Here is a 25,602-nt window from a genome sequence, read left to right on the forward strand (position 1 = left end):
CTCCATAAAAAACGCCCTATCCAAAATGGTTAGGGCGTTTTTTTGTTTAGTGAGATTCTTGCTCTGACATTGACTCTATCGCAAGAGCATTAAGTACCAAGGATCTGTAACGGTAGGCTTAGTAGCTGGTCGCCTGTAGAAGCAAAATACCAAATAATGCCGATCAAACTAGAAACCAGGCCTACATACCAAAGGAAAGAAACTACTTGGCCATATCTATCTAGTGGTAATAAATGGCTATGGTGGCGCCCTCTCCATTCAAACAGAATTTCAACGCTACCCATAATCAATAAGAAGCCAAACAGCGTAAGATTCAACTGATAACTTAGAATAACGCCGCCTACAGCCGCTGCGACACATAGAACGATACCGAGCACACTGTTCATCGAAAAGCTGATACTTTTTAGAACATGACCACCATCAAGCGGCAAAATTGGCAATAGGTTGAATAGGTTAAGTAAGGCATTAAATACCGCAAGACCTGCAAAGAACATCTCACCTGTCACCCAATACAACACGGTGAACACAAGCGATAATATCAGTCCAAACAAAGGCCCCATGATTGAGATAACCACATCTTGCCATCGTGTATTAATCTTTTCGTCGGAGAGTGCTAAGCCACCAAGGAATGGGATTAGATAAATACCTTTCGTTTTCATACCGAAGTACTTCATGGCTCTGATATGTCCATATTCATGGAACATCAAGCAAGCGATCAAAGCGAGAGCGAACTGAATAGAAAACAGCCACGAATATGCCGCCAAACTTGCAGATGCGAGCACTACTTTAATCAACTTAGCGCTCTTAAGCGCTTTCATTCCAAGCGATACTAACCCAATCAGGCTAAAGCGCTTTTCAGGTTTAGGTGCGACAACCGGAGTTTGCTGCTCGATGTCTTTAGTATTACGACTTCCTTCGGTAACGACTTGTCCGTTAACCAGCGCCTTATAAACCATCTCAAAAGGTTGCCACTGAACCGTAGATTCCACGTGACACTGCAACGTTTCTTCGCCAGAACGAAGCATAAATGTATGTGTTCGCACATCACCATCTTCCGAAGTCGCATCTAATTGAGACACTAGTGTGTTGTCCCAAAATAGCTGCTGCCACCCTGCCATCGATCCTTCTAAACGAAGTGGTTTACCAAGAAACTCTATCGCGAGTAATTCCAAACTATAAATTCCAATTAAATGACCATCAAAATGAGCTGATATTATGCCGATTTAGGGAATGACGGTAAACAGAAACAAAATCGTTACATATCGAGCTATTGAACACTATTTATACCGTAACGGTGCATAAACACTCTGGTCACACCTCCAACCACAAATAAACCATTGATTGCATTTATAATATTGATGTTAAAGTGCCGCCCCTCAAAAATATAAGTTCACAAAATAACAACTCTTTCTTTGACTTTATATAAAACATGAATTTAACATGCTGTTTACATTGGAGCTTCAACACCAAAAATGCTCAGTGTGTTTTCAAACCATAATAACGAAATTCGATGCCCTAGGAGGGTCAAGGATGAAAACAATACAACGCTCTCTCGTTTCACTTTCGGTGCTATTTGCATGTAATTCACTTGCCGCTGGCTTCCAAGTTGCTGAGCATTCTGCCTCAGGCCTTGGTCGCTCGTTTTCAGGTGAAGGTGCAGTAGCTGACAACGCGAGTGTACTAGCGAGAAACCCCGCCGCAATGACCCTATTTGATACAGCCCAGTTTTCAGGCGCGGTTTCTATCGTTGATCCAGAAGTAGACATCACACAGAAGAATGTCCCAGGTTCTGGCGGTCAGAGTCAGAAGTCCAGTGATGTGGCGCCTCTGCAAGTTGTTCCAGCTGCTTACTACATTAGTCCAATCAATGATAAATGGGCTTGGGGTATCGGTATGTTCTCAAACTATGGTGTAGCGACTGACTACCCAGACGATATCTATGCTGGTGATCTCGCCGGTGATACTTCTCTGATCTCTGTTAACATCAATCCAAACGTAGCATATCGAATTAACCAACAATTCAGCGTTGGTGCTGGCGTGAACTTTGTTTACGCTGAGGCAGAACTGAACCGTCACCAAGGTTCAATTTCTAACATTACCGGTGATCCTGCTTCTACCAAGCTGATTAGCATGACGGGTGAAACTTTTGCATTCGGTTGGAACGTTGGTGCGCTATATGAGCTAAACGAAAACAATCGCTTCGCTATCGCCTATCGTTCTGAAGTTGACCTAGATTTTGATGATGGTGACTTTAACGATTACACCGGAAGCATCGTACAAGGCAGTGCTACATCTACAACAGGTCGTCTTAAGATCACGTTACCTTCGATTATAGAAATCTCCGCTTTTCACCAACTGACTGACCAGTGGGCAATTCACTACGGTTGGCAGCAAACGGGTTGGAGTAGCTTCAAAGAACTTAAAGCAACCAGTCCAGATTGTGTAAATGGTGAATGTTTCAAAAAGACTGAACACTACGACGATAACAACCGTTACTCATTAGGTGCGACTTATCAACTGAACCAAGCGTGGACTCTGCGAGCTGGTCTTGCATACGACGAACAAGCGGGTGAAGCGACATTAAGTATCCCCGATAGTGACCGTTTTTGGTACAGCGCCGGTTTAACTTTCCAGTACAGCCCTAACCTTTCGTTCGATGCTGGTTTTGCCCTTGTACAAAGTAAAGATGGTGACTTCAAAGAAACCAATGAACTAGGCCAAGAGCTTGAGTTCTCTGGCGATGCAGTTGCGTACCTATCTGCGATTCAAATGAACTACACCTTCAACTAAACGGAATTACAAAACATGAAAAAGTTATTTAATGTTTCGCTGCTTGCTTCTGCAATGTTTCTTGCTGGTTGTGGTGACGACTCATCAAGCTCTGGCGCATCAACCGCAATTCAATATGAGCAATATATTCAAGATTCACTTGCTCAAGCGACTAACATCAAGTTTCAGTTAACAGGTGCAGATGTCGCAGTTCCTCTTCCAAGCTTTGCATTGATGGATACGACAGACGGCACACTGGGTCTGCCGACTAGCGGTGATGACTCATTGACCAACCCTATCGCAGCAATGAACACTATGGACGGTTGGTCGACTTCTATGCCGATCATCATGGATTTTGAAGGTGCTGGATTAGCGGATGGTGCTGCGACTGGTGGCGTTTATCTTTTACAACTTAGTGGTTCACTTACATCTGAGACCACACCAAGTGTTACAAAGGTATTGACGCTAGGTATTGATTTTGAGGTCGAATCTAGTTCTGCAACTGACACGTTCACGATCAAATTTGATGATTCACTTGATGCCTCCAGTGAGTATGTGTTGGCTCTGTCAAACGAACTTACGGATGTGAATGGTGATCCTGTTGGTATGTCAGCAAGTTACGCTGCACTAAAATCGAGTGCAGTGATTTATACCGAAGGTAGCCTTGCTCAAGCTCAACAAGTCACTCAAGGGGTTGAGAAGATCTTCGCTGGCGCGACAGCAGCAGGTGCAATTAACCTTGATACAGAGAACATCATCTATTCAACTTGGTTTACTACTGAGTCTGTTGGAGACACGCTATTTGCTACTAAAGGCGCTACGGCAACAGGATTGGCAGCGACAAACCTAAATGGTGTCTGGAAAGGCAGCGCAAACCCTAACTCTGTCGATCTTACGGCAGCTTACACAATGCAATTCGGTTCTACAGAACTCTTCACTACAGCATTAGCAAACGATACAGACTTCGATAAATATGTTGCTGGCGGTGACGCGACAACTATCGCTACTCTAAAGGCTGCGATTAACGGACTATACGGTGGTACTGACAACGTTGATGTGACTCAGGGTTTCGTTCAGTTACCTTATTACCTAGAAACCAGTATTAGCGAATGGAATTCTCAGCCATTCGAATCAGGTATGCCTAGCTTAGCTAAAGTATCAAATGCTCTAAGTGATGCTAACGAGCAAGCTAACATGGCTGCTCAATTAGTTGCAGCAGGTATCGATACTAGTGTATTAGCGACTGACCAAACAGAACAGCTTAAACTAGTTGGCCTAAACCTGACTTTAGCAGATGGTTCACCACTTGATAGCGAAAGAGTTATTACGAAATACTCTCCAGTTCCTCAGGTAAAATCATTAGAGTCTGTAGAGTTTTTGTTATTTACACCTAATGGTGCAGATCCTACTGATGTGGTGATTTACCAACACGGTATAACCTCTGCTAAAGAAAATGCTTATGCGTTCGCTTACAATTTAGCGAGAGCTGGCGTTGCTGTTATCGCAATTGACTTACCAATACATGGTACGCGCAGTCTAGATGATACCCGTTCAGCAAACGCAGATGTGTTGGCTTACTTGAACCTTGCTAACCTACCTGTAGCTCGCGATAACGTACGCCAAAGTTCATTGGATGTAATGGGCTTAAGAGCCTCTTTAACTGCTTCTTTGCAAGCTGGTTTGCTTGCTAGTTCACCTTTGAAAGCATTTGCTGGCTCACAGGTTAAATTCTTAGGTCATTCATTGGGTGGTATTGTCGGAACAACTGCAGTTGCATCATCTAACCGAACGCTAGGTAGTGCGACTGCCGATGCTTTATATAGCTTCAGTGCTGCGGCTATTGAAAACTCTGGTGGACAGATATCTAACCTTTTGTTGGGTTCACCGTTCTTTGGACCGCAAGTTAAGCATAATGTAGCTTTGGGTGCTTCTAGTGATTACGCAAGTTTCGCTTCTGCAAGCTGCACAGGTTTAACAGATCAAGTTTGTTATAGCACGTTTGAAGATAATGCTACGCCGGAACAACTAGCTGCAATGACGGCCGCGTTCCAACAGTTCGCTTATGCGGCACAAACCGTGTTAGACACTATTGATCCATATAGTAATGTTGATTACTTGCTAGCAGCTTCTACTCAGATGCCTATTTATATGGGGCAAGCACAAGACGACCAAACAGTGCCAAATACTGTTGCGGATGCACCTTTTGCTGGTACAACACCGCTCGCTACGAAACTTGGCTTAACGGTGGTAGATGCAAGCAATACATCACCAAACGGCACTAAAGACTTTGTTAAGTTTAGTGATGTGGCATCGCATAGTACATTTGTTGCTCCGCAAGATACCACTACGCCTATGCCACTAGATTTAAACCATCACATTAGCATGCAGACCCAAGCTACAGACTTCTTGGTAAACAACGCTTTATCAGCAGGCTCAATTAATGGAGCGGTATTGGAATAATAACTCTCCCTCACTAAACCAAATGCCAGCCTAACCGCTGGCATTTTTGTATTCGCAACTTTTAACTAAGGTTAGTTAACCGTTTGCATAAAACTTTAAAACACAAATGGTTGATCTCGGCTAAAATTAATCAAGACAGAATACCGTACGACCTCTTTCTTTATTGTAAATAAAGTGGATAATAGCCCCGTAAATTAATACCTAATAAATGTGAGTCCATTATGTCTTCTGAAGCTACTATGCTAGAACGCTGCCAATCTAAATGTGAACTATGTGGTTCTGATTCTTCTCTTACTGCATACGCAGTACCGCCACACAGCCACGTAACAGTGGATCACGGCATCATGGTATGTGACAAATGTCTTGGTGAGATTGACGAGCCTAAAGATATTAATCACTGGCGCTGCCTAACTGACAGCATGTGGAGCCAGGAAGCCCCTGTTCAAGTAACAGCATGGCGCCAACTAACTCGTCTTAACTCAGAGAGCTGGGCTCAAGACGCGCTAGATATGATGTACATGGAAGAAGAAACATCAGTATGGGCACAAATCGGCATGTCTGCTGATGATAAGCCTCTTGATTGCAACGGCGTTGAACTTAAAAAAGGTGACGACGTAACAGTAATCAAAGATCTTCCTGTTAAAGGTACAAACCAAGTAATCAAGCAAGGTACTGTTATCCGCGGTATTAGCGTTGGTGACGATCCTAAGCTTGTTTCTGGTAAAACTAACGGTGGTCAATCAATGTACGTGATCGCTGAGTACTGCCGTAAGAAGTAATCGCTTCTATACAGAACGAAAAAAGGCGCTCGTTGAGCGCCTTTTTTATACCTGAGATTATCATCGCTTAATGCTACCAATAAGCTGATCTCGATACTCCTTTATCACCGAGACCAAAGAGCCTTTGATGGCACTGACTTGCTTAGAGTGTGGGCACCACAATGCGAAGCCAAATTTGAAGCCCTCTACCATTTGAGCGGAATGAATTGGCTCTATTAAATGCGTTGAAAACTCTGAGTCAGTGAAAAAAGCCTTGGGTAGCAATGCCCAACCTAACCCCTCTTCAAGCATTCTGATAATTAGTGACAGCTGGTCAATTTCTTCATAGTCAGAGCTAACAATAATCTTCTCTGCCATCCCTTCATCAACCAGCGATTTCAAAACAAACTGTTTCGAGTTTCTCAAAGCCACTAATACGTCGTCTTTGCCTATTTGAGACAGCTCGCCAGCTTTTTGTGCGAACGGATAAAACTCAAAATGCCCTAGAAACGTCGAATCAAAACTGTGCATTGCTCGGCTATGATGTGCATTTACAAGCCCAAAGTGCAATTCTCCACTTTGTAACCCTGCCTTAATTTCCTTTTTATTCCTGATGACAAAATTAACTCGCATCATTGGGAAATCTTGTTTAAGTCTTTTACGTATATCCACTAGCACACCTTGTGGAACCATACTGGAATACGCAATGGTGATGTTTTCTAACCCGCCATAAGAAAGGCTCGATGCAACCTTGTTGAAGGTGCGGGCCTGTTCGGTCATTTGCTTTGCGTAGTGATAAAGGAGGTGCCCATCCTCTGTGGGCTCAACAGAGCGACCTACTCTTTCAAACAGATTCACTGCAAGATGATCTTCCAAGTTACTAATTACCTGGCCCACGGTCGTTCTGTGCTTATTGAGTTTTACCGCAGCTTTGCTGAACGAAAGCTGTTCATAGACAGTCACAAACGCGAGAAGTTGTTCAATACTAAAGTTCATTTTGATGTGCTCGCTTCTTAATAATTCATTAAGTTCAAAGTGAGATAGAAAAATTATCGACCTCACCTTTACCGCTTTAAACTTCAGTATATACCTTAATTCATTTCATTTGATGGGTTTGATCCTCTATAAGCGAGTTTTAGTATTTCTTTCTTTCATTTATCGTTGTCTTCTTCAGACGTTAGAGAATTAAAACATGAATACCATGCCGCACGAGCTTGTTTGGGGTGAAGTCTATTTCCCCCCGTTTTTATTGGTTATCGCTTTAGCTTACGCATTAACAATGGTCACGGGGTCGCTCGCAACCAAGTTCGGGTTACATAAGTTTGTCGCTTTTCCTGCGATTGCGGAGATTTGCTTAGTCGTACTGTTTACAGGCGTGATCGGCCTATTCATTCCCATTTTATAAGGCACCTCACATGATTAAACGTTACTTAATTTCATTATTATTGCTCGCTGCTGCGGGAACAGTCGCGTATACCTACTATCAATCCTATACAAGTAACCCTTGGACAAGAGATGGTCAGGTCAGTGCTTACATTGTATCTATAACGCCTCGTGTTACCGGACAAGTTACTAAGGTCCATGTGGATGATAACTCGCACGTTTCTAAAGGTGACTTGCTCTTTGAAATTGACCCTAGTATTTACAAAGCGGCTTACCACAAGGCATTAGCAACGCAAAAACAAGCGCTTGCACTATTAGCGAAAGCAAAAAATGAAGAGCAACGTGCCGTTAACCTACAAAAGCGCACACCTGGCGCAGTGCCTATTCTAACGCTCAACAATTTGAGCAATGCGGTTGAAACTTCTGCTGCCAATGTAGATCTAGCAAAAGCAAATGTTGAAGAAGCACAATTGAACCTGAAGTTTACCAAGGTTTATGCGCCGACAAATGGCTACATTACTAACTTAAATCTACGTGCAGGTTCTCAGGTTGTAGCCAACACACCAGTAGTAGCCTTGATTGATGAAGACAGCTTCTGGATTGAAGGCTACTTCAAAGAAACCGACCTAGTGGGTGTTGAATCCAATAATAAAGCGTTGGTCACGCTCATGATGCATAACAATATCCTATTGGAAGGCCATATAAAAAGCATTGGGTTTGGTATTGCCAAACAAGATGGAAGCACTGGTAACGATCTTTTACCTAACGTTAATCCAAATTTTCAATGGATCCGTCTTGCTCAGCGTATCCCAATTAAAGTAGAGCTCGATAAGGTGCCTGAGGACTTACAACTTCGCGTAGGCATGACGGCTTCGATCAAAATAATTAAATAGAAGTGTGGGTTTTATGTTCAGTGCATCAACTAAAGAAGCAATTAAAGCTGCACTTTCTATTGTCATCGCGATCTGCCTTGCCCTGTGGTTTCAATGGGAGAAGCCATATTGGGCTGCGATAGCCGTTGCCGTAATGGCATTGAATGAAAGCTTTGCACACTCAATGAACAAAGGTCATAACCGGTTGATGGGAACTTTGTTGGGAACCGGTTATGCCTTTTTTCTGATCGCCATGTTTTCGCAAGACCGCTTATTGTTTTTGACGTTCTTTACCCTATTTCTTGGGGTATGTATTTTTATGTCAAGCGACGATAAATACGGCTATATATTTTCGATCGGCTTTGCTGTCTGCTCCATCATTTCTTGTATGGGTGGATTCGACAACCAAGCTACGTTCTATTTTGCTGTGTTACGTATACAAGAAACTCTTCTTGGCGTAATCACATTTTCAATAGTCTATCGTTTACTTTGGCCAGTGAACACAGAGCAACAATTTGTACAACGCTTTGAATCTAGCAAAGAAACTCTATTATCAGCAATGCGAAACCCAACACAACTCGATGTTGAAGCGTTAGAGGCTAATTCTACGAACATTGATAAGCTGTATCAGTTATTAAACTTACCACTATCGGGAAGCTACCATTTAAAACAGAATGTTAAAGCATGGCGTTTACGAATCAACGAAATGGCCCATATCCAAGGACGTCTGCTTGAACTTGCTTCTGACGAACATGATGACCCTATTCATTGGCCGATACTGGTTGAGAATATGGAGCAGTTAGATTTAATGATGCCTCACCACTCTCTGGTCGAGGGAGAACCTTTGGTCATGATGAGCAATACAAAGGTGTGCTGGCACCAAGAACATCGCACTTTTGTTCAGCACTTAAATCAAGATGGCAGAAAAGTTCTACAGGGTGTGTCCATGTTTGTAACGTCACTACTGGTTTGGATATACCTTCCTGTTCCGGGTGGTTTTATCTTTCCGATGATCGCAGGCATATTCTCTTCGATGCTACCAACCATGCCACCCAGTGTTATTAAAGATGCTTTTTTTGGTGTAATTGGAACGGGTACGGTTATCTTACTTCAATACATCTTCATCATGCCGATGATGACTGAATTGTGGCAACTGGCGCTATTCTATTTCATCAATAGCGTGGTTATCTGGAAGGTTTTTGCTACACCTAAACTGATGGTACATCGAGTCTTGGGTATCAACTTGTTAGTCGTACTTACCTCCGGAGCTTTGAACCTTACACCTGTATATCGGATTGAGACGCCACTGCTTATGTTGACCACTCTTCTGATTATTTTGATGATTGCCAAGCTGTTTACCGACCTGTTCAGAGTAAAAGCGGCGATTTGATTTGATGGGGGCTATCCGCTATCAGCATCATGCAGACAGTAGAAAATGGTGGAACAACCGACACAAAAAAGGCGCAATCAAGCGCCTTTTTCTGTATCGATAATTACTGACTCACCGATAGTCACCGATTCATATCAGTTGTTTTTCAGCCACACATCTTGGTTTTGTGCTGCTTTCTTCTTCTTTTTCTTCTTACCTGTGCCAGCAGGTGGCGCAACAGGCTTAAGCGCTGCGATCAGTTCAGCAACCGCTTCTGCGTCAACTTCAAAGCCTTCAATTTGCTCACGCTCAAGACGAATCTTGTTCTTCTTCTCGATGATTTTGAAGTGATGGTAGTCTTCATGGTCGATCAAAGATAGCGCTAAGCCAACCTCACCTGCACGACCACTTCGGCCAATACGGTGCATGTAGTCTGAAGGGCTACGCGGTAAATCGAAGTTGATAACAACAGGAAGCTTTTCGATATCCAGACCACGAGCTGCGATGTCAGTTGCGATAAGAACATCGATCTCGCCAGATTTAAAATCTTCAAGGATACGAGTACGAGAGCCCTGCCCTTTATCGCCGTGGAAGACTTCTGCAATGATGCCGCGTTTGTATAGTTTGTCTGCTAGGTGTTCACAACTGTTCTTTGCATTCACGAAGATCAGAGCTTGGCGCCATTCGTGTTGTTTGATTAAGTGAGCCAATAATGCAGTTTTTCGGCCTTTCTCTACTTCAAATACACGCTGAACCAGCGTACTCGCGTTCGCGCTTTGAAGTTGAACTTCTAGAGGGTCATTAAGTAGCTCTTCGGTTAGGGCTTGAACTTGTTCAGGGAATGTTGCAGAGAATAATAGAGTTTGCTTCTTACTTGGCAAAAGCTTCAAGATAGCGCCTAGTTCTTCTGTAAAGCCAAGGCTTAACATTCGATCCGCTTCATCAAGCACGAGCGTTTTGACTTTATCAAGCTTGATTGCGTTGCTTGAAATAAGGTCAAGCAGGCGACCTGGTGTTGCCACCAAGATGTCAGTGCCGCCTCGTAGTGCCTGCATCTGAGTGTTCACAGACACACCACCAAATACACAAACCGTTTTAATCGCACCGTTAAAATGCACTGCGTAAGATTTAACGCTATCAGCAACTTGTTTAGCCAGTTCGCGAGTCGGCACTAAGATAAGGCCAGAAACGAAGTTACCTTTGCCCGAACGACGATCTAAAGGTGCATCTTCATGGATCTGTTGTAACAGAGGAAGTGCAAATGCAGCGGTTTTACCCGAGCCCGTATTTGCGCCTGCAATTAAGTCGCGTCCTGCTAACACACTTGGAATCACTTGCGCTTGGATAGGCGTTGGCTGTTGATATTCAAGCTCGGTAAGACGAGCCATCAAAGGAGAAATTAAGCCAAGATCAGAGAAGTTGGTTGGTGCTGTGGTGTTAGTCATTAATTGCAGGAACTCAAAGCTAAAATAATAGCGCGCTATACTAACGTATTTCCGCTGTATTACGTAACTAAATCGCCCCTTTCCAGCCTGTAACTTCAATTTAGACCAACTAAAACGGGACGAAGGCGACACAGTACCGGTTTGGTGTCGCCCCAATTGCGAACTTGATAATTGAAGGACGGTTGGCGTTGAGCACCGTGAGTTTAATTCAACCACCCTGCTACCGTCTGTTCAGGTGCGTACGAATTAGGTGCGGTTAACCAGATAGCTACGGCATCGGGCGAAGCGACTAGCGGATCAAAGTCCACATTGAATTGCCACTCAGATTCACCACGTTGGTAGCCATCGTACACTACGACAAAATCATGCTCTAACTTCTTACCTCTGTTTTCACCAGCTTTGACACTTGTGACTTCGTTCATCGCCAATAGAGCGATATGTGCCACATAATCACCTTTACCTTCGTAACTCACGCTGAACGTGTCGCCTTTGTGATTTACCGTCAGCTTGGGGTTATGCTTTTGGGGGAGCGAAGGTAACGTTCTATCGAGCCAGTTGAAATAGCCGCGCCACTCTTTTCCATCAACAACAAAACCCGGTGTATAGACTCCGCTTGTCACCCCATAAGCGTTATACAAACGTTGCTTTTGACTAAAGGCCTTACTCGCGAACTTATCCCCCCAACCGAGGTAGTCCCAATAGTCGACGTGATAAGCGAGAGGAATGACTTGTGTCCACAGTTCTGGGTCATCTTCAAATGTACTTAGATACGCATCAGCGGGAGGACAACTAGAACAACCTTCTGACGTGAATAGTTCAATCACCTGTGCCGGCTGCCCTTCGTGACTCCAAGTTTGAGCATTCGACACTGAAGAATAGAAGCCGATCGGTAAGGCAAATAAGCAGAGTTTGATCAATGACGTGTTGTATTTGGCGTGTGACATACTGCGACCCTCATAGAAGCTACTTATCTAAAGACCGCGATACTAAACGTTTTCTTTCAAATACAACTTCTTTCAGATACAAACTGTTTCAAATACAAAAACGCCAGCTGAGGAGCTGGCGTTTTTTAAATTCTGTATTTCTTCTATTCTATGCGTTTACGCTGAGATTAACGGTTGATACCGATATCGCGTTGCATGTGACCAGATAGGTCGCTCGCGTAGTAACTACGTGGAGAGTTGTCTACGAAAAGAATATCAAAAATGTGTGCAATCAATCCTTTGAAGTTAACCGAGTAGGTCTTCTTATCCATAGAGTTAGGAACAGCGATAGTATTCATTTGTACTGCTTGAGCCATGATTGCCTCTCTATAAATTTGTTTGTGTGTTTCGTTCTGATGGCAAGAATAATAAGTGATCTTTTGCAGGTTAAAAAATGACTAAATTTAGACTTTGAGATTAGTTTTTCTAATAACACAAACCATTAACAATACGCCAAAATACATATGCATGAACAGTGATTTAAAATTCAATATGATGCTTAAATCATGCATTTAGTACAAATACCCCTCAAACAAAAGTGGTCGATGTCACAGAAATTTTACATAAATAAATTTTCCGCTTCACCGACCACATGTCTACTATCGAGTTTTCGATAAGTTATATTTACTCTAATTTACTTGCTCAATAGCAGGCTTCTTTGCATAAATAGACGCTATAACCGCTATTGTCATCGTAGAAACCAATACCGCCAATGACCAGTAAGTTGGGATAGCCCACTCGCTATCAACCAGAAGCATTTTCACACCAATGAACACCATGATGAACGAAAGCGCTGGTTTCAAATAGATGAACTTGTCCATCATACCTTGCAGTACAAAGTACAATGAGCGAAGACCAAGTAACGCAAACACGTTAGCCGCAAGTACCAAGAACGGTTCTTGTGTTACCGCGAAGATTGCAGGGATAGAGTCCAGTGCAAACATCACGTCCATGACTGCAATCGCACCAATCACCAACATCATTGGTGTTAGTACCCATTTGGTGCCCTGCTTAATCATTAGTGCTGGACCATGGAAATCTTCAGTTACCGGCATGATTTTACGAAGTAGCTTTTCAGGCAGTGTATTCACACTTTCCTCTTCGCCCTTGTCTAAAGCCAGTTTAATACCTGTACCAATCAAGAACGCAGCGAATACGTAGAGCACCCAGTGATATTCAGCAAGTAATTGAGCACCTAGTGCGATCATAATTGCACGAAGCACCAATGCACCAATTACGCCCCAAAGAAGCGCACGAGGTCTTAGATGTTCAGGAACCTGGTATTGAGCAAAGATCATCGCGAATACAAACAGGTTGTCTACGCTCAATGATTTCTCTAGCAAATAACCCGTGATGAATGACACTGTCGCCTTTTGCGCGGTGTAATCACTATTTGGTGCGTACACATCCCAAAACAGGTAGATAGAACCTGCAAACAAGAATGCTAGCAAAAACCAGAAAACACTCCAGATCGCCGCTTTTCTGATTGTGACGTTACCACCGCGAGTCTGATAGATATCAATAGAGACGAGAATAACCGTCAGCAGGAAAAATCCCGCATACGTCGTCATGATTGGCGATGAAAAAAAGGATTCACTATTGGTAGATAATAGAGATTGAGTTGAGTTCATTATTCCTCCGGGCGGAAGAACTGTTTAAAGACCTTCCGCAAACAAAACATATCAAGCTCCACGACGGATCTTGACTGTGATTGCGTTGGTCTCGTTGAAGTGAAATATGGGATTTCACCTTTACATACCGGATAGACACTTGGCCTAACGAGATGACGATATGTAAACTTGCGCTAACTACTCCCCAAACGCGTGGATAATATTCCCCTAACTTTGTTTCGTCTAGATAAATTTGCAGAAATAAATAAAAAAGGAGCAAAACGCTCCTTTTTTATTTGTGCCAGTCTGTCAATAAGACACTCGTATTGATTCCGACAATACTATTAGCCCTGTCCGTTAGCTTTAGAGCCAACAGACAACACATAAAATACCATTCGTTTTATCACTATATCTTACTGAAACATCCGTTCACGATGTGTTATATACCGGCTACAGGTACCAGATAAACCAGTGCCGACCAAATGGATACCCAACCGACAACAGCCGCTGCATCCAACCAATCTTTCCTATTCATGCTTTGCCTCCACAAGAATTACCCTAGATTCTAAGCATAAACAGTGCCAATTTTATAAATGACCTGTTTTAGACGTGATTACCTAAAACACTCCATGCAATTAAATGGTTCATTGTATTGAAGCGACTCAGGATTATCCTGCAAAAACGCAATAAAGCAGTCTGCCATTGAGTAGGTCGTAACTGTGCCATCTCCGATCATATCCAACACCGCGTGATAACCTTCTTTTCCTTTCATCGTGTAGGCTGATGATGTGCCGCGATAGACGCGATCACGCGAAACTGGCTGCCAACCAGACTCTTCTGAATGAATTTCTAAATGATGGATGCGATGCCCGAGTGGCGCTTCTTTGTGGTAACAAAACCTTAAGTTATGGGTGTAAGGAAAACTCCCCGATCCTGTGCCAACCACACCGTTATCCAGTGCGTTATTGATGGCACCTTCCAACATACCAGCTATCGTTTCACCTCTGACTTCATACACGCCAATAGGTACGGCAAACGGTAGTAGCTTTCCGGCAATATCGGCAACCGAAACATCACCGCTATTAAGGGAGTTCCTTACACCACCAGAGTTATGGATCGCAAAATCTACCTGATGTCCTTTTTGGTTCATTAAGTAGTGGAATGATTGAGCAACGAGCGGTGCAAGTTGGCTTGGCCCATTTTCATCAGGGATACGAACATGGCGTAACTTAGTGTCGGCATGCGCTACTACTTGCTGCTGAAGTTTACGGACTCTAGGCTGATACTTGTCTGTAAGGATGCTTTGCAGCTCAGGATCTTTCTTACACACTGCGATGTTTGGGTGATTGTTCAAAAAATCACACGCCATATCATGTGCATCGTCTTGCCCTACTTCACTCAATTTCGCATCGATAAAGAGGCGTCGACCTAATAACAGTTCATTCTTGCCATTAAAGTGCGTCACTTTACCTTGAGCGTCGAACTCGATTTCGCAGTGGCCTAGGCTCATTGCGTGGAAGCCCGCTTGTACGACATAGGTATCACCCACTTTCACGCCATAGTCATCGTCTTTTACCAAGCCAATATCTGAGAAATCACCTTGCAAGCGGTGGCTATGACCGCCAACGATCACTCCAATGCCAGAGACATTTGCCGCGAGCTCTAAATCGGCTTCGTAACCAAGGTGACTGAGCAATACAATTTTATTGATACCTGCTTTGTGAATTTGCTCTATGGTTGCTTTCGCTGTTTCAAGGGCATTTTCAAATGGAGTATCTAAATCTGGGTTGGCAATACTCGACATCTTATCGATGCTTAAGCCAAAAATAGCGACCTTCTGACCATCGAACTCTTTCGTTATATAAGAAGCACTTCGTGTTTCGGGTTGATAAGGCTTAACAATGTCGTTGTCTGCTAAGGTATGAGTTTTATTGATGTCTTCATTCGACAAGTTCCAGTTACCGGCCAATAGCGGAAATTGGATTTTCTTTGCGAACATAGCAACGGGTTCATTACCCATGTCTAGTTCGTGATTGCCGAGAGTCATAGCGTCAATATTCAGTGCATTCAGCAGATCGGCGTTGGCTTTCCCCTTGAACAGAGAAAAGTACAGGGTCCCTTGAAAGCAGTCCCCAGCATGCAGGAACAGGGTTCCGACCTTTTGTCGTTGGGCATCTTGTTCTATTTGTTTAAAGCGTGTTGCGATTCGAGCGAAACCACCAGCACTGACATAAGGTTCAATGATGTGGTTGTTCATTTTAAGTGATAGCTGTAATGACGTTGGTTCAAAGTATGAGTGGGTGTCGTTGATGTGTGCCAACACAATTTTTGTCGGCTTATTCTTTTTAGTCATATTGTCTTCTCTCTTTGTCCCTTCATACTAGGTCGGGAATCATGACAGAATCGTGAATTTTATGAAACTGCACTGCAAAAAAATACTCGAGATAGATCAAAAATCTCATTTTACGGCGTATAAACAAAGAGTGGGTTTTGTGACAGATAAGCATACCGAATATGCATTTTTCGATTATGATTAAAGATATCTGTTAGCTTTCAAACAATTAGCAGAGCCTTCCGTTAGGAGTAAGCCTATGCAACTAGAAAGAATCGAGATTTCTGGCTTTCGAGGTATCAAGCGCATGTCATTGGCGTTTGACGAGCTAACCACGCTCATTGGTGAAAATACTTGGGGTAAGTCTTCATTATTAGATGCCCTTTCCGTCGTTCTGCCCTCAGACGGTGTGCCATACCACTTTGAAATGACCGATTTTCATGTCGATTACTCAGTTTCACATCCACAGTCTCAACATCTTCAAATTGTCCTATCGCTCAAAGCCAACGACAAGAGCGAGCTGAATGCAGGCCGTTATCGCAAGCTCAAGCCGATCTGGGTCCAAGATGAATTCGGTGTTTATCGCATTTATTACCGAATCAGCGCGACTTTGGAGCAGTATGAAACCACCACCCACTATGCATTCTTAGGCCTAGATGGTAACCCTCTCAAGCTTCACCATTCAGAAAAGCTCGCACAAGAATTGATGACCTTGCACCCAGTAATTCGATTACGCGATGCAAGGCACTTTGATCGTCCTTTTAATGGCAAGTCACTTAACCATAACGCGCCTATCAATGGTAACGGGAATGGAAATTCGAACAATGGCAATGGCAATGGCAATAATGGTAACGCACGCCAAGCTCGAATTGAAAAACGAATCGATAATACATGCCGTCGTCTAATGGCTATCCCTGGGCATGTAAACAAAGGCGAGATGCGCAGCAGCTTACAGTCAATGCAGAGCCTGATTGAACACTACTTTTCCTTCAAGAGTAATTCGCGTCGTAACCCAAGAAAACAAAGAGATGGCTTGCTCTATTCAGCTGGGGCTAATGATCAGAGTATTCATCAACTTGTTGAAGAAACCAAGAATAAACAAACTCGTTTATTATTCATGGGTTTACTGAACGCTTACCTACAAGCGAAAGGGCCAAATGACTTAAGACGATGTGCGCGTCCGCTTTTGATCCTCGAAGATCCCGAAGGTCGATTGCACCCTACTCACTTGGCGAGGGCTTGGAGCCTGATGCAAAAGCTGCCAATGCAGAAAATCCTCACTACTAACAGTGGTGAGTTGCTTGCCGCGGTTCCATTACAATCTATTCGTCGTTTGGTTCGTCAATCAGACAAAACCATCGCTAATCAACTGAACATGAACCACTTCAGCAAAGATGAATTGAGACGTATTGGTTTCCATATTCGGTTCCATCGCTCTGGTGCGTTATTCGCTCGATGCTGGCTGTTAGTTGAAGGTGAAACCGAAGTTTGGCTGTTTAATGAACTGGCAAACCAATGCGGATATAACCTTGCAGCCGAAGGTGTACAGATTATTGAGTTTGCTCAGTCTGGGCTCAAAGCTTTAATCAAAGTCGCACAAGAATTTGGCATCGACTGGCACGTGGTCACCGATGGGGATGCCGCAGGTAAAAAGTACGCAGCAACGGTTCACTCCAAGCTTGGTAATGATCAAGAACGCCATCGTTTAACCGAGTTACCAGATAAAGACATCGAACACTATTTGTATATGAATGGATTTGAAAGCTTTTTCAGGGACATGGTCAAGATCCCTTATGATCACCCTATTCCGCCGAAAAAAGTAGTGGCTAAAGTATTGAAGAAACATGCAAAACCGGACCTCGCTTTGGCGATAGTTTCCCATTGTGAGAGCCGCGGTCAAGAATGCATACCACTGTTATTACGCTGGACACTAAAACGAGTGATCACCATGGCGAATGGGAATACCTAAGCCTCAACCTTTAGCTTTTCTGATAGACGCTATAAGTTCTTCTGTAGATAAGATCATCGTATTTTTTGAGTAACCAAAACCAAAAAAGGCACACCAAGTGGTGTGCCTGTATAAATTGATATACAAATTAATTGGGGGTTATCTTGCAAGAGTTCACAGTAACTAAAGCATCGTTGCTTAACGTATTCGTTACGCCTTTGCTTGCTTAGCGTGTTGTTCAACCACTTCCGAAGATTGAGTTGATTTTGCGTGAAGCCACAAGCCCGTAGCTTTCATCAAGTATCCAAATACTCCGCCAAGTAGTAAAGAAGGCACAACTAATTGCCAGTCACCACCTGCAGCAAACGTCGCACAGCAACCAATGAAGGTCCCTGGGATATAACCTAACCACGCTTGTTTTGCTTGAATACACATAAAGAAAGCGACAATAGCCGTAATCACATAGCCTAAAATCTCTAACCCTGCGAAGGTTGAGCTTTCGATAATCACCATTGCCCAGAATACGCCTGTCATGTTGGTCAGTAAGCTACCTGCCAATCCTTTTACACCGCCTGTTGGCGAAGCAAAGTAACTGGTGCAACCTAAGAAACCTGCCCATGACAATAAGCCGAAAGAGATAGCTATCCATCCCCAAAGACCTGACAAAATACCTGTTGTTAATGAAATCGCGACTAATGTACTCATACTATTTCTAAAGCCTAATTACGTAATTGAACGTAACCGGATTTAGCCTCACTTAAAATCAAGTAAGCATACTATGGTAAGAACGCCTTCTTTTAGCCGATCATGATCACATTAATAATGTACGCAAATGTGCATTTATCACTAGATAGAGACCGGAATCGCTTATTCAACATATTTAGTTATTAGCGTTGGTGTTGAATAACCACTAAAGAACGGACGGTTTGCCTTTCATCATCCGCTTGCCTTCACGCTTGATACATTCAGCAAGTGGGTTTTCTGCCATATCGGCACGCCAAATGAATGAAAGCGTACGTTCCATCTCAAGCTCTGGAACATTCAGGGTAACGAGCTGACCTGATTCAACAAACTGCTCAACGTCTAGATAAGGTAAACACGTTAAATATGGGCCGTTTGCTACCAAACTTCTTAAAACAGGAACGTGTTCATACTCTCGCCAAACATCAAGATCGCCAATTAAATGATGAATAGAGCTATCAAAAACTTTGCGAGTACCCGAACCGTGTTCGCGTAATACCCACTTCGCTTGCTCTAGTTGCGCCAAACTCACTCTTTCACGCTTCGCAAACGGGTGATGAGCGGATGCAACCACGGTTAAATGGTCCGTACACCAGACTTCTTGATGTACTCGACTGTCGTCACAACGTCCTTCGATAACACCCAAGTCATATTTGTAATCTAATACGCCATCGATAACGGCATCGGTACTTTGTACACCGAGCGAGATTCGCATCTCTGGAAAGTCATTATCAATAATACTGATGAGGTCTGGAACCAAGTGCTCTGCGGGCGTTTGGCTCGCACCTAATTTGAGCTCTCCGCTCAATAAATGCTGTTCGTAAAACCCCATTTCGATTTGCTGCGCGTCTTGCAGTAAACGCTTCGCTTTGGGCCTTAGCCACATGCCCCAATGAGTAAGGGCCATTTGCTTGCCCTGCCTTTCAAACAAAGGCCTACCAAGCATTTTTTCCAACTGTGCTAGAGACATACTTGTCGCAGATTGAGTCAACGCCAACTTGTCTGCTGCAATACTAACGCTCCCGGAATCTGCCACTGCATCAAATACCGCGAGTTGCTTTAATGAATAACGCAAAATTCATCCTTAATGCTTTTAATTATTTGTGTCCTATTGCTCTGTTTTTGTTAAGCCGATGAGCAATCAATTTCATTTTACGCGTAACCAAAGCTATATCAATAAATTTGATGTGGTTTTTAAAAATTATCAATTTTACCTCTATCGACCAACCCCCTAATCTGGAATGGCAGGACGCAACGAGCACTGCAAAACATTACTGATTAACCAAGTCATTAACACTAGGAATTACACATGACGGATTGTTTAAGGGGGGGATATGGCAACCAGCACTTCTGAAAATCATCAACTGTTCTCACCAACAGAAATGATGGCGGAAGCAGAAAAGTTTGCATTAAGCAAAGCAAATAAAACCAGCAGCATGACTTTAAGTTTAGCGATCATGGCTGGCGCATTCATCGGGCTTGCTTTTTTATTCTACATCACGGTAACCACGGGCAGCGCTGATGCTGGATGGGGATTGAGTCGCTTAGCCGGCGGTCTTGCATTCAGTATGGGTTTAATCCTGATTGTGATTTGCGGTGGCGAGCTGTTTACCAGCTCAGTGTTATCAAGCATTTCATGGGCTAACAAGCAGATTACCTTCACTAAGATGCTGTCTATTTGGGGCAAGGTCTATGTCGGTAACTTTATCGGTGCCATGTTCCTTTTGGCTCTAGTAAGCGCAGCTGGCTTGTATCAATTGGATGGTGGGCAATGGGGTTTAAATGCTCTGAATATTGCTCAACACAAACTACACCACAGCCCTGTTCAAGCTTTCGCTTTGGGTGTGCTTTGTAACTTATTGGTGTGTTTAGCCATTTGGTTAACGTTCAGCTCTGCTAATGCCATGACCAAAGCGATGATGACCGTATTACCCGTAGCAATGTTCGTTAGTTCAGGCTTTGAACACTGTGTGGCGAATATGTTCATGGTTCCCCTAGGCATCACGATTCAAACATTCGCACCAGAAAGCTTTTGGATGCAAATTGGCGCAACACCAGCCCAGTATGCAGACCTAAACATCATGAAATTTGTCACCGCAAACTTGGTGCCTGTAACAATCGGCAACATTGTAGGTGGTTCGGTATTGGTCGGCTTAGCCAATTGGAGCATCTACCGTCGCCCACAACTTAAAGCAGCAAAAATTACTGCAATTACACAAACAACAGAAATTACGTCAGTTAAGGAAATTACTATGAACACAGCAACGACTATCAAGCAAATCATGAACACTCAACCAATTACACTAAGCGTAGAAATGCCTACATCAGTGGCAATTGATTCACTATTAGACGCTCAACTTGTTAGCGCTCCTGTTTGCGATGTTGAAGGTCGTCTGGTTGGTATCTTCTCTGTTCATGACGTAATGGTTGACCTTTGGTGCCAAGATTACATCCCAACTAAAGGCCAGAAAGTCGTAGACCTAATGAGCCGCGACGTTGTGGCAATCGATGCAAGCGACAAGCTAGTTGATGTGGCTGAGTTCCTATGTATTGACAAAGAGCAACTGTATCCGACTACTAGCATGGGCTTCGCAACTCGCCTGACTTCACTTTCTTTAGAAGAGCGTGCGAAAGCGATGAAAGTAAGCCAACCACATATGCTTCCAGTGTTGGAAAACGGTGTGATGGTAGGTGTTCTTACTAGAACTGAGGTGATGCTAGCACTTCGCCCAATCTACGGTGACCGCCTAAACGTGGTTCCAAAAGCGGAACTAGAAACGGCTTAACTGGCTAACGGGTTAACCCACTGTGGTTTAACATGCAACGGTTTAACTAGGAAGCGTATAGCTAACGACTGTTTTACTAGCTAACTAGAACAAGGGAAGCAATTAGGGATTAGTTGTTCTCCTCGAAAATCAGTCATGGCAACGTTGACTGGCTAAAAGTAAATGGTGGCTTAAAGCGCGACTAAAGGTTTGACACAAAACAGATCTAACCGCGTTACCATTTACCATAATAAAAAGGCGCAAAGTGAATACTTTGCGCCTTTCTCTATTTCTAACTGTCGTGTTCGGTATCTAGTGAATTTGATATTAATTAAAAGACGATACCTACAAGCGACCAGTAATCACTTGATTACTTTTTGACACCTTCAACGTGTAGATCCATGTCTACGTAGCTTGAAGCGCCCATTACTGGAATGTTGAAATCAGCAAGTTCTAGACGTGTTGTACCAACGAAACCAGCACGCTCACCACCCCACGGGTCTTGACCAGCACCAATGAACTCAGCTTCGATAACGATAGGCTTAGTTACACCGTGAAGTTTAAGGTCGCCCATTACTTCAAGTTTGCCGTCACCTTTATCGACCACTTTGGTACTGTTAAATGTCGCGTCAGAGAACTTACCAGCATCAATGAAATCAGAGCTACGAATGTGCTTATCACGCTCAGCGTGGTTAGAGTCAAGGCTCGTTGTATCAACGATCACGTTTACTTTTGATGCTTCAACGTTGTTTGCGTCATACGAGAAGTCACCAGAAAATGTGTTAAAACGACCTTGGATAAAGCTGTAACCCAGGTGGCTAACTTTAAAGTTTACAGAGGCGTGCGCACCTTTTGTATCAATCACGTAATCAGCAGCGTTAGCAGCGAAAGGCATTGCCATAGCGAATGCTAATCCTGTAGCGATAATTGACTTTTTCATTTTGAAGCTCCTATCATTTTTCGTAGCGTATCGTCTTTGTCGATAACGTGGTGTTTTATCGCTGCTAAGGCGTGCACTGATGCCATTATGATCAGTACCCAGGCAGCATAGTAGTGAACCGTTCCTGCAAGATCAGATTGGTTTGCAAAAAGTTCACCCATACTAGGAACAGTGAACCAATTGAAAACGTCGATCCCACGGCCATCTGATGTAGAAATCAAATAACCTGAAATAAATAAAACCGCTAAGTTAACGTACATGAAGCCGTGCGCAATTTTTGCAGCTACAACTTCATAGGCTTTACCCTCTACGGTTGGTGACGCGGTAACTAACTTCCAAACCAAGCGAACTACAGTTACAGCGGCCAAAAGAATGCCTACCGAACGATGATAGTCTGGTGCAGTTTTGTACCACTCGCTGTAATATGAGAGGTCAACCATCCATAGGCCAACACCAAATAAACCAAAAATTGTTAGCGCTGAAATCCAATGCATCGCTCTTGCTAAAGGGTTGTAATTTCTAACGTTGTTGTCCATACATCTATTCCGAATGTTAACGATTGGTGTAGTTTTGCAAAGCGTACCCTACACTCAGTTTGTGTAACATAGTATTTACCAAGCTTTACATTGGTAACATCATTTCAAATTAAACGAGTTATTCAAAATTTTTGAACAAGTTTAGGCTTAATATTAAATTTCAACGATTTGCTCAATCTCGTAAAGCTCATCAGAAATGTCTAACATCTTACGTTCCATCACCTTTTGAGCGTCTTCTATCCCCTTGTTGTAGTAAACGGCACCAAACTTTTTACTGATGAAGTCGACCAGAAACTCAGTGTCGAACTGACCAAGCTCCACATCGAGCTCATCTTGGAGGTACTGTTGAAGCGTTTGAGTAAGTTCCGACTTCTGTTTTGAATCTAATTGAATGGTCATGACGATGTCCAAATAAAGTGTAGCTAGAACAATTGTGATTAACTGACTAAGATTAAGTTAACTGGCGATAACTTTGTTAACCAACCATAATCCTTCTAACTGATTAGAATTCCTCATAATTTAGAATACAGACCCTGGAAGTGCCAGTGCTATCCATAAAATCGCCTGGTAATCGCTAATTTTGATATAGGGATCAAGAACTCGCACTTTGCTAATAGGTAATGACACATCAATTACCGTACTATTGCCCATCAATAAGATAGTAACTATGTATAAGGGACTTCATTGTTATTAGATCTAGTGATTAAAAGCGTTAATCAATTTCAAGATGACTGCCTAAAACTATGTGAACACCACTACCCTACAGTGCATAACCAAGGGATCAGTGAGCATCACATCGGCAAAGCATTTGCTCGACGTATGGAGCACACCTTCGTATGCTTTAATCACGCAAGTAACATTAGCCCTTTAGAAATGCTTTCTTCCGGAGATACCCCTCGACACTTTCGAATCTCGTCGGAGATTGGGACCGTTTGGGTGATCAGCCATCATATGGTCAGCGCGGGAAAGACTTGCCGTAAAAAATTGATGATAGATATCCACAACTGGCAGCAAGAATACGGGTTTGCGATTCAACCCAATGATCTTCTGATTATCGTCTCTGACCATTGGATAAGCCGAAGTAAGAACAGCGGAGAGTTATTGCACTGGTGGATGGGCGAATTGCCCGACGAGATAAACGAGTACAGCCAACAAGGTATTACACTTAGAGAGAGTGACTCTCAATTTGCTGCCGATTTGAATAGTAACTTTAAGATCAGTCCGTGTTTTATTAAATTTGGCCACCCTTTAAAACGTTCAGGTAACCAGCAATTGGTTCGCAAATACCTACAACTTTACGCTGTACTTCAATGGCAATAAGAATATCGCTCAGCTTTTGTACTTGATATTAAATACCGAATCCTAGATCTTCATCCCAATATTTTACAAAAATCTATTTTTCATGCGCTCATTATTTATCCAAAAGTTAACTTAGGTTAAATAATAACAACTTGGTGTTTTGAATGTATTTTGAGAAGTAGATAGCATTTCTATGCAAAGATCAAAGCTGTTCGATTTTACAACTTTGACATTCACCCATAATCTAGTCCTTTAACCCTACTTTTCTCTTGTGTATAGCCCGTATTGCCTTAAGTTGGTGCATCATGATGTGGACAATGTTACTCAGCTCATTAATTCATAAAAACTATTAATTGCAGTTAATGATAAGTAACTTTAATGACTAATATCAATTATCATGCTGATTTTTCGTTAATTATATTTATTTATACATTGACCCGACAAATAAGTTTTTATTAATTGACAATTTACTTACACCTGTCAATATTGTGACAGCCGTGACTTTTATGTCCGTCAATGAATTACCCCTTACTAGCGAATATGATTTTATCAGACAGAAGTGAATTTATTAGCTGTATATCAGTAGATGCCGATATGCAGTTTATTGCTAAATATCAAGACCTCACTCTAAGAAGCGTCTATCAACCTATATTTGACCGTTCAATGTGTCAGATAGGTGTCGAAGCTTTGGTGCGTATTTCAAACAACGACGGCGAGATTGTTCGCCCCGATCACTTCTTTCATTCAGACGAAACCTCTAATGCGGATAAAATAAACGTCGAAAGGTTGAGTCGCGCAATTCATATACGTAACTTTGCTCAATCTACTGTCCGTCACCTTCAACTCTTTTTGAATGTTCTGCCAAATGTAGGCGAACTCTTTGCCGCAGAAAAAGTAAGCGAGAGCTTATTGGCTAAAAGACTCCACGAGTTAAACCTGTCCTGTGACCAAATCGTCATGGAACTCGTTGAACTTAGTGTCGATAGTGAAGAAAAGCTCAAATTGGCAGCAACCTCCCTTGCAGACAACGGCTTCCAAATCGCTGTCGATGATTTCGGCACTCAAGCATCTACAGAAAGCCGCGTTTTACACATTGCCCCTCACATCATTAAAGTCGACCGCTCTGTCATGCTGAAGTTTGAGGATGGCGATGCGTCCGATATGGAGCTTGCTATCTCTCTAGCTGAGTCGATCAACGCGAAAACGGTGATTGAAGGTATTGAAACTCAACAGCAGCTAGAACGTATGCAGGCGTTAGGATTCGATATGTTCCAGGGCTACCATTTAGCGATGCCACAACCGATTGAACTCGACTTACTACTTGCAATGTAATTCCCCTCTTCCTTTTTTCGCTCTACTCAATACTGATTGAACCCCATTACGACTTCATGC

22 protein-coding genes are annotated in these 25,602 nt (G+C 43.0%); 10 read left to right on the forward strand and 12 right to left on the reverse strand.

The window, feature by feature from the left end; translation table 11 throughout:
- Positions 1-89 precede the first annotated feature (89 nt).
- Positions 90-1,172: a site-2 protease family protein gene (locus tag F0228_RS09365; RefSeq protein WP_171731608.1), complete on the reverse strand. Its 1,083-nt coding sequence runs from the start codon at positions 1,170-1,172 to the stop codon at positions 90-92.
- Positions 1,173-1,530: 358 nt separating this feature from the next.
- Between F0228_RS09365 and F0228_RS09370 the strand changes: the two genes are divergently transcribed.
- From F0228_RS09370 to F0228_RS09380, 3 genes are all read left to right on the forward strand, one after another.
- A complete protein-coding gene (locus F0228_RS09370; RefSeq protein WP_061030963.1) occupies positions 1,531-2,790 on the forward strand; it encodes an outer membrane protein transport protein in 1,260 nt (419 codons plus the stop codon).
- Positions 2,791-2,805: 15 nt separating this feature from the next.
- Positions 2,806-5,229 (forward strand): VolA/Pla-1 family phospholipase, encoded by a 2,424-nt coding sequence (locus tag F0228_RS09375; RefSeq protein WP_105058185.1) that lies wholly within the window; start codon positions 2,806-2,808, stop codon positions 5,227-5,229.
- Between the two features lie 221 nt (positions 5,230-5,450).
- The gene (locus F0228_RS09380) at positions 5,451-6,008 is read left to right on the forward strand and encodes a PhnA domain-containing protein (RefSeq protein ID WP_008221474.1); all 558 of its coding nucleotides are present in this window, start codon (positions 5,451-5,453) and stop codon (positions 6,006-6,008) included.
- Positions 6,009-6,068: 60 nt separating this feature from the next.
- Here F0228_RS09380 and F0228_RS09385 read toward each other — a convergent pair whose 3' ends face one another.
- The gene (locus tag F0228_RS09385; protein WP_171762143.1) at positions 6,069-6,983 is read right to left on the reverse strand and encodes a LysR family transcriptional regulator; all 915 of its coding nucleotides are present in this window, start codon (positions 6,981-6,983) and stop codon (positions 6,069-6,071) included.
- Positions 6,984-7,179: 196 nt separating this feature from the next.
- Here F0228_RS09385 and F0228_RS09390 point away from each other — a divergent pair, with 196 nt between their 5' ends.
- The 3 genes from F0228_RS09390 to F0228_RS09400 are packed head-to-tail and all read left to right on the forward strand — an operon-like array spanning position 7,180 to position 9,632.
- On the forward strand, positions 7,180-7,392 hold the full coding sequence (locus F0228_RS09390; RefSeq protein ID WP_008221478.1) for a DUF1656 domain-containing protein: 213 nt from the start codon (positions 7,180-7,182) through the stop codon (positions 7,390-7,392).
- A 10-nt stretch (positions 7,393-7,402) separates the two neighbouring features.
- Positions 7,403-8,263, forward strand: a complete 861-nt coding sequence (locus tag F0228_RS09395; protein ID WP_171731610.1) for an HlyD family secretion protein — start codon at positions 7,403-7,405, stop codon at positions 8,261-8,263.
- Positions 8,264-8,276: 13 nt separating this feature from the next.
- Positions 8,277-9,632, forward strand: coding sequence for an FUSC family protein (locus F0228_RS09400; protein ID WP_171731611.1), 1,356 nt, complete (start codon positions 8,277-8,279; stop codon positions 9,630-9,632).
- A 134-nt stretch (positions 9,633-9,766) separates the two neighbouring features.
- On the opposite strand, the gene F0228_RS09405 is transcribed toward F0228_RS09400, so the two are convergent.
- From F0228_RS09405 to F0228_RS09425, 5 genes are all read right to left on the reverse strand, one after another.
- Positions 9,767-11,056: a DEAD/DEAH box helicase gene (locus F0228_RS09405; protein WP_061030968.1), complete on the reverse strand. Its 1,290-nt coding sequence runs from the start codon at positions 11,054-11,056 to the stop codon at positions 9,767-9,769.
- Between the two features lie 203 nt (positions 11,057-11,259).
- Positions 11,260-12,000 carry a DUF1223 domain-containing protein gene (locus tag F0228_RS09410; protein WP_171762144.1) on the reverse strand — a complete coding sequence of 247 codons (741 nt, stop codon included), beginning with the start codon at positions 11,998-12,000 and terminating at the stop codon, positions 11,260-11,262.
- 167 nt (positions 12,001-12,167) lie between these two features.
- On the reverse strand, positions 12,168-12,356 hold the full coding sequence (locus tag F0228_RS09415) for a hypothetical protein (RefSeq protein WP_017059812.1): 189 nt from the start codon (positions 12,354-12,356) through the stop codon (positions 12,168-12,170).
- Between the two features lie 312 nt (positions 12,357-12,668).
- The gene (locus tag F0228_RS09420; RefSeq protein WP_061030970.1) at positions 12,669-13,670 is read right to left on the reverse strand and encodes a TerC/Alx family metal homeostasis membrane protein; all 1,002 of its coding nucleotides are present in this window, start codon (positions 13,668-13,670) and stop codon (positions 12,669-12,671) included.
- Between the two features lie 592 nt (positions 13,671-14,262).
- Positions 14,263-16,002 (reverse strand): bifunctional UDP-sugar hydrolase/5'-nucleotidase, encoded by a 1,740-nt coding sequence (locus F0228_RS09425; protein ID WP_105058180.1) that lies wholly within the window; start codon positions 16,000-16,002, stop codon positions 14,263-14,265.
- A 238-nt stretch (positions 16,003-16,240) separates the two neighbouring features.
- Between F0228_RS09425 and F0228_RS09430 the strand changes: the two genes are divergently transcribed.
- On the forward strand, positions 16,241-17,950 hold the full coding sequence (locus tag F0228_RS09430; protein WP_171762145.1) for an ATP-dependent endonuclease: 1,710 nt from the start codon (positions 16,241-16,243) through the stop codon (positions 17,948-17,950).
- 189 nt (positions 17,951-18,139) lie between these two features.
- Here F0228_RS09430 and F0228_RS09435 read toward each other — a convergent pair whose 3' ends face one another.
- Positions 18,140-18,634 (reverse strand): DUF1097 domain-containing protein, encoded by a 495-nt coding sequence (locus F0228_RS09435; RefSeq protein WP_004738068.1) that lies wholly within the window; start codon positions 18,632-18,634, stop codon positions 18,140-18,142.
- A 205-nt stretch (positions 18,635-18,839) separates the two neighbouring features.
- Positions 18,840-19,745: a LysR substrate-binding domain-containing protein gene (locus tag F0228_RS09440; RefSeq protein WP_017631156.1), complete on the reverse strand. Its 906-nt coding sequence runs from the start codon at positions 19,743-19,745 to the stop codon at positions 18,840-18,842.
- Positions 19,746-20,004: 259 nt separating this feature from the next.
- Here F0228_RS09440 and focA point away from each other — a divergent pair, with 259 nt between their 5' ends.
- Positions 20,005-21,456 (forward strand): formate transporter FocA, encoded by a 1,452-nt coding sequence (gene focA, locus F0228_RS09445; RefSeq protein ID WP_105058179.1) that lies wholly within the window; start codon positions 20,005-20,007, stop codon positions 21,454-21,456.
- A 349-nt stretch (positions 21,457-21,805) separates the two neighbouring features.
- On the opposite strand, the gene F0228_RS09450 is transcribed toward focA, so the two are convergent.
- From F0228_RS09450 to F0228_RS09460, 3 genes are all read right to left on the reverse strand, one after another.
- A complete protein-coding gene (locus tag F0228_RS09450; RefSeq protein ID WP_105058178.1) occupies positions 21,806-22,375 on the reverse strand; it encodes a YceI family protein in 570 nt (189 codons plus the stop codon).
- Positions 22,372-22,911, reverse strand: a complete 540-nt coding sequence (locus F0228_RS09455) for a cytochrome b (RefSeq protein WP_171731615.1) — start codon at positions 22,909-22,911, stop codon at positions 22,372-22,374. The genes F0228_RS09450 and F0228_RS09455 overlap by 4 nt, the downstream gene beginning before the upstream one ends.
- A 153-nt stretch (positions 22,912-23,064) precedes the next feature.
- The gene (locus tag F0228_RS09460) at positions 23,065-23,310 is read right to left on the reverse strand and encodes a DUF2164 domain-containing protein (RefSeq protein ID WP_105058176.1); all 246 of its coding nucleotides are present in this window, start codon (positions 23,308-23,310) and stop codon (positions 23,065-23,067) included.
- A 285-nt stretch (positions 23,311-23,595) separates the two neighbouring features.
- Here F0228_RS09460 and F0228_RS09465 point away from each other — a divergent pair, with 285 nt between their 5' ends.
- Together F0228_RS09465 and F0228_RS09470 are read left to right on the forward strand one after the other, a co-directional pair.
- The gene (locus F0228_RS09465; RefSeq protein ID WP_171762146.1) at positions 23,596-24,231 is read left to right on the forward strand and encodes a hypothetical protein; all 636 of its coding nucleotides are present in this window, start codon (positions 23,596-23,598) and stop codon (positions 24,229-24,231) included.
- A 573-nt stretch (positions 24,232-24,804) separates the two neighbouring features.
- Complete coding sequence (locus tag F0228_RS09470) at positions 24,805-25,542, forward strand: EAL domain-containing protein (RefSeq protein ID WP_116870679.1); 738 nt, start codon at positions 24,805-24,807, stop codon at positions 25,540-25,542.
- Positions 25,543-25,602 lie beyond the last annotated feature (60 nt).

The sequence above is a fragment of the Vibrio sp. 99K-1 genome (assembly GCF_013114585.1).
GTDB lineage: Bacteria > Pseudomonadota > Gammaproteobacteria > Enterobacterales > Vibrionaceae > Vibrio > Vibrio chagasii_B.

Bases quoted from the DNA above. Each gene is read 5' to 3' on its own strand.
- F0228_RS09370 (WP_061030963.1), top strand. From the start codon at position 1,531: ATGAAAACAATACAACGCTCTCTCGTTTCACTTTCGGTGCTATTTGCA.
- F0228_RS09375 (WP_105058185.1), top strand. From the start codon at position 2,806: ATGAAAAAGTTATTTAATGTTTCGCTGCTTGCTTCTGCAATGTTTCTT.
- F0228_RS09380 (WP_008221474.1), top strand. From the start codon at position 5,451: ATGTCTTCTGAAGCTACTATGCTAGAACGCTGCCAATCTAAATGTGAA.
- F0228_RS09385 (WP_171762143.1), bottom strand. From the start codon at position 6,983: ATGAACTTTAGTATTGAACAACTTCTCGCGTTTGTGACTGTCTATGAA.
- F0228_RS09390 (WP_008221478.1), top strand. From the start codon at position 7,180: ATGAATACCATGCCGCACGAGCTTGTTTGGGGTGAAGTCTATTTCCCC.
- F0228_RS09395 (WP_171731610.1), top strand. From the start codon at position 7,403: ATGATTAAACGTTACTTAATTTCATTATTATTGCTCGCTGCTGCGGGA.
- F0228_RS09400 (WP_171731611.1), top strand. From the start codon at position 8,277: ATGTTCAGTGCATCAACTAAAGAAGCAATTAAAGCTGCACTTTCTATT.
- F0228_RS09405 (WP_061030968.1), bottom strand. From the start codon at position 11,056: ATGACTAACACCACAGCACCAACCAACTTCTCTGATCTTGGCTTAATT.
- F0228_RS09410 (WP_171762144.1), bottom strand. From the start codon at position 12,000: ATGTCACACGCCAAATACAACACGTCATTGATCAAACTCTGCTTATTT.
- F0228_RS09415 (WP_017059812.1), bottom strand. From the start codon at position 12,356: ATGGCTCAAGCAGTACAAATGAATACTATCGCTGTTCCTAACTCTATG.
- F0228_RS09420 (WP_061030970.1), bottom strand. From the start codon at position 13,670: ATGAACTCAACTCAATCTCTATTATCTACCAATAGTGAATCCTTTTTT.
- F0228_RS09425 (WP_105058180.1), bottom strand. From the start codon at position 16,002: ATGACTAAAAAGAATAAGCCGACAAAAATTGTGTTGGCACACATCAAC.
- F0228_RS09430 (WP_171762145.1), top strand. From the start codon at position 16,241: ATGCAACTAGAAAGAATCGAGATTTCTGGCTTTCGAGGTATCAAGCGC.
- F0228_RS09435 (WP_004738068.1), bottom strand. From the start codon at position 18,634: ATGAGTACATTAGTCGCGATTTCATTAACAACAGGTATTTTGTCAGGT.
- focA (WP_105058179.1), top strand. From the start codon at position 20,005: ATGGCAACCAGCACTTCTGAAAATCATCAACTGTTCTCACCAACAGAA.
- F0228_RS09450 (WP_105058178.1), bottom strand. From the start codon at position 22,375: ATGAAAAAGTCAATTATCGCTACAGGATTAGCATTCGCTATGGCAATG.
- F0228_RS09455 (WP_171731615.1), bottom strand. From the start codon at position 22,911: ATGGACAACAACGTTAGAAATTACAACCCTTTAGCAAGAGCGATGCAT.
- F0228_RS09460 (WP_105058176.1), bottom strand. From the start codon at position 23,310: ATGACCATTCAATTAGATTCAAAACAGAAGTCGGAACTTACTCAAACG.
- F0228_RS09470 (WP_116870679.1), top strand. From the start codon at position 24,805: ATGCAGTTTATTGCTAAATATCAAGACCTCACTCTAAGAAGCGTCTAT.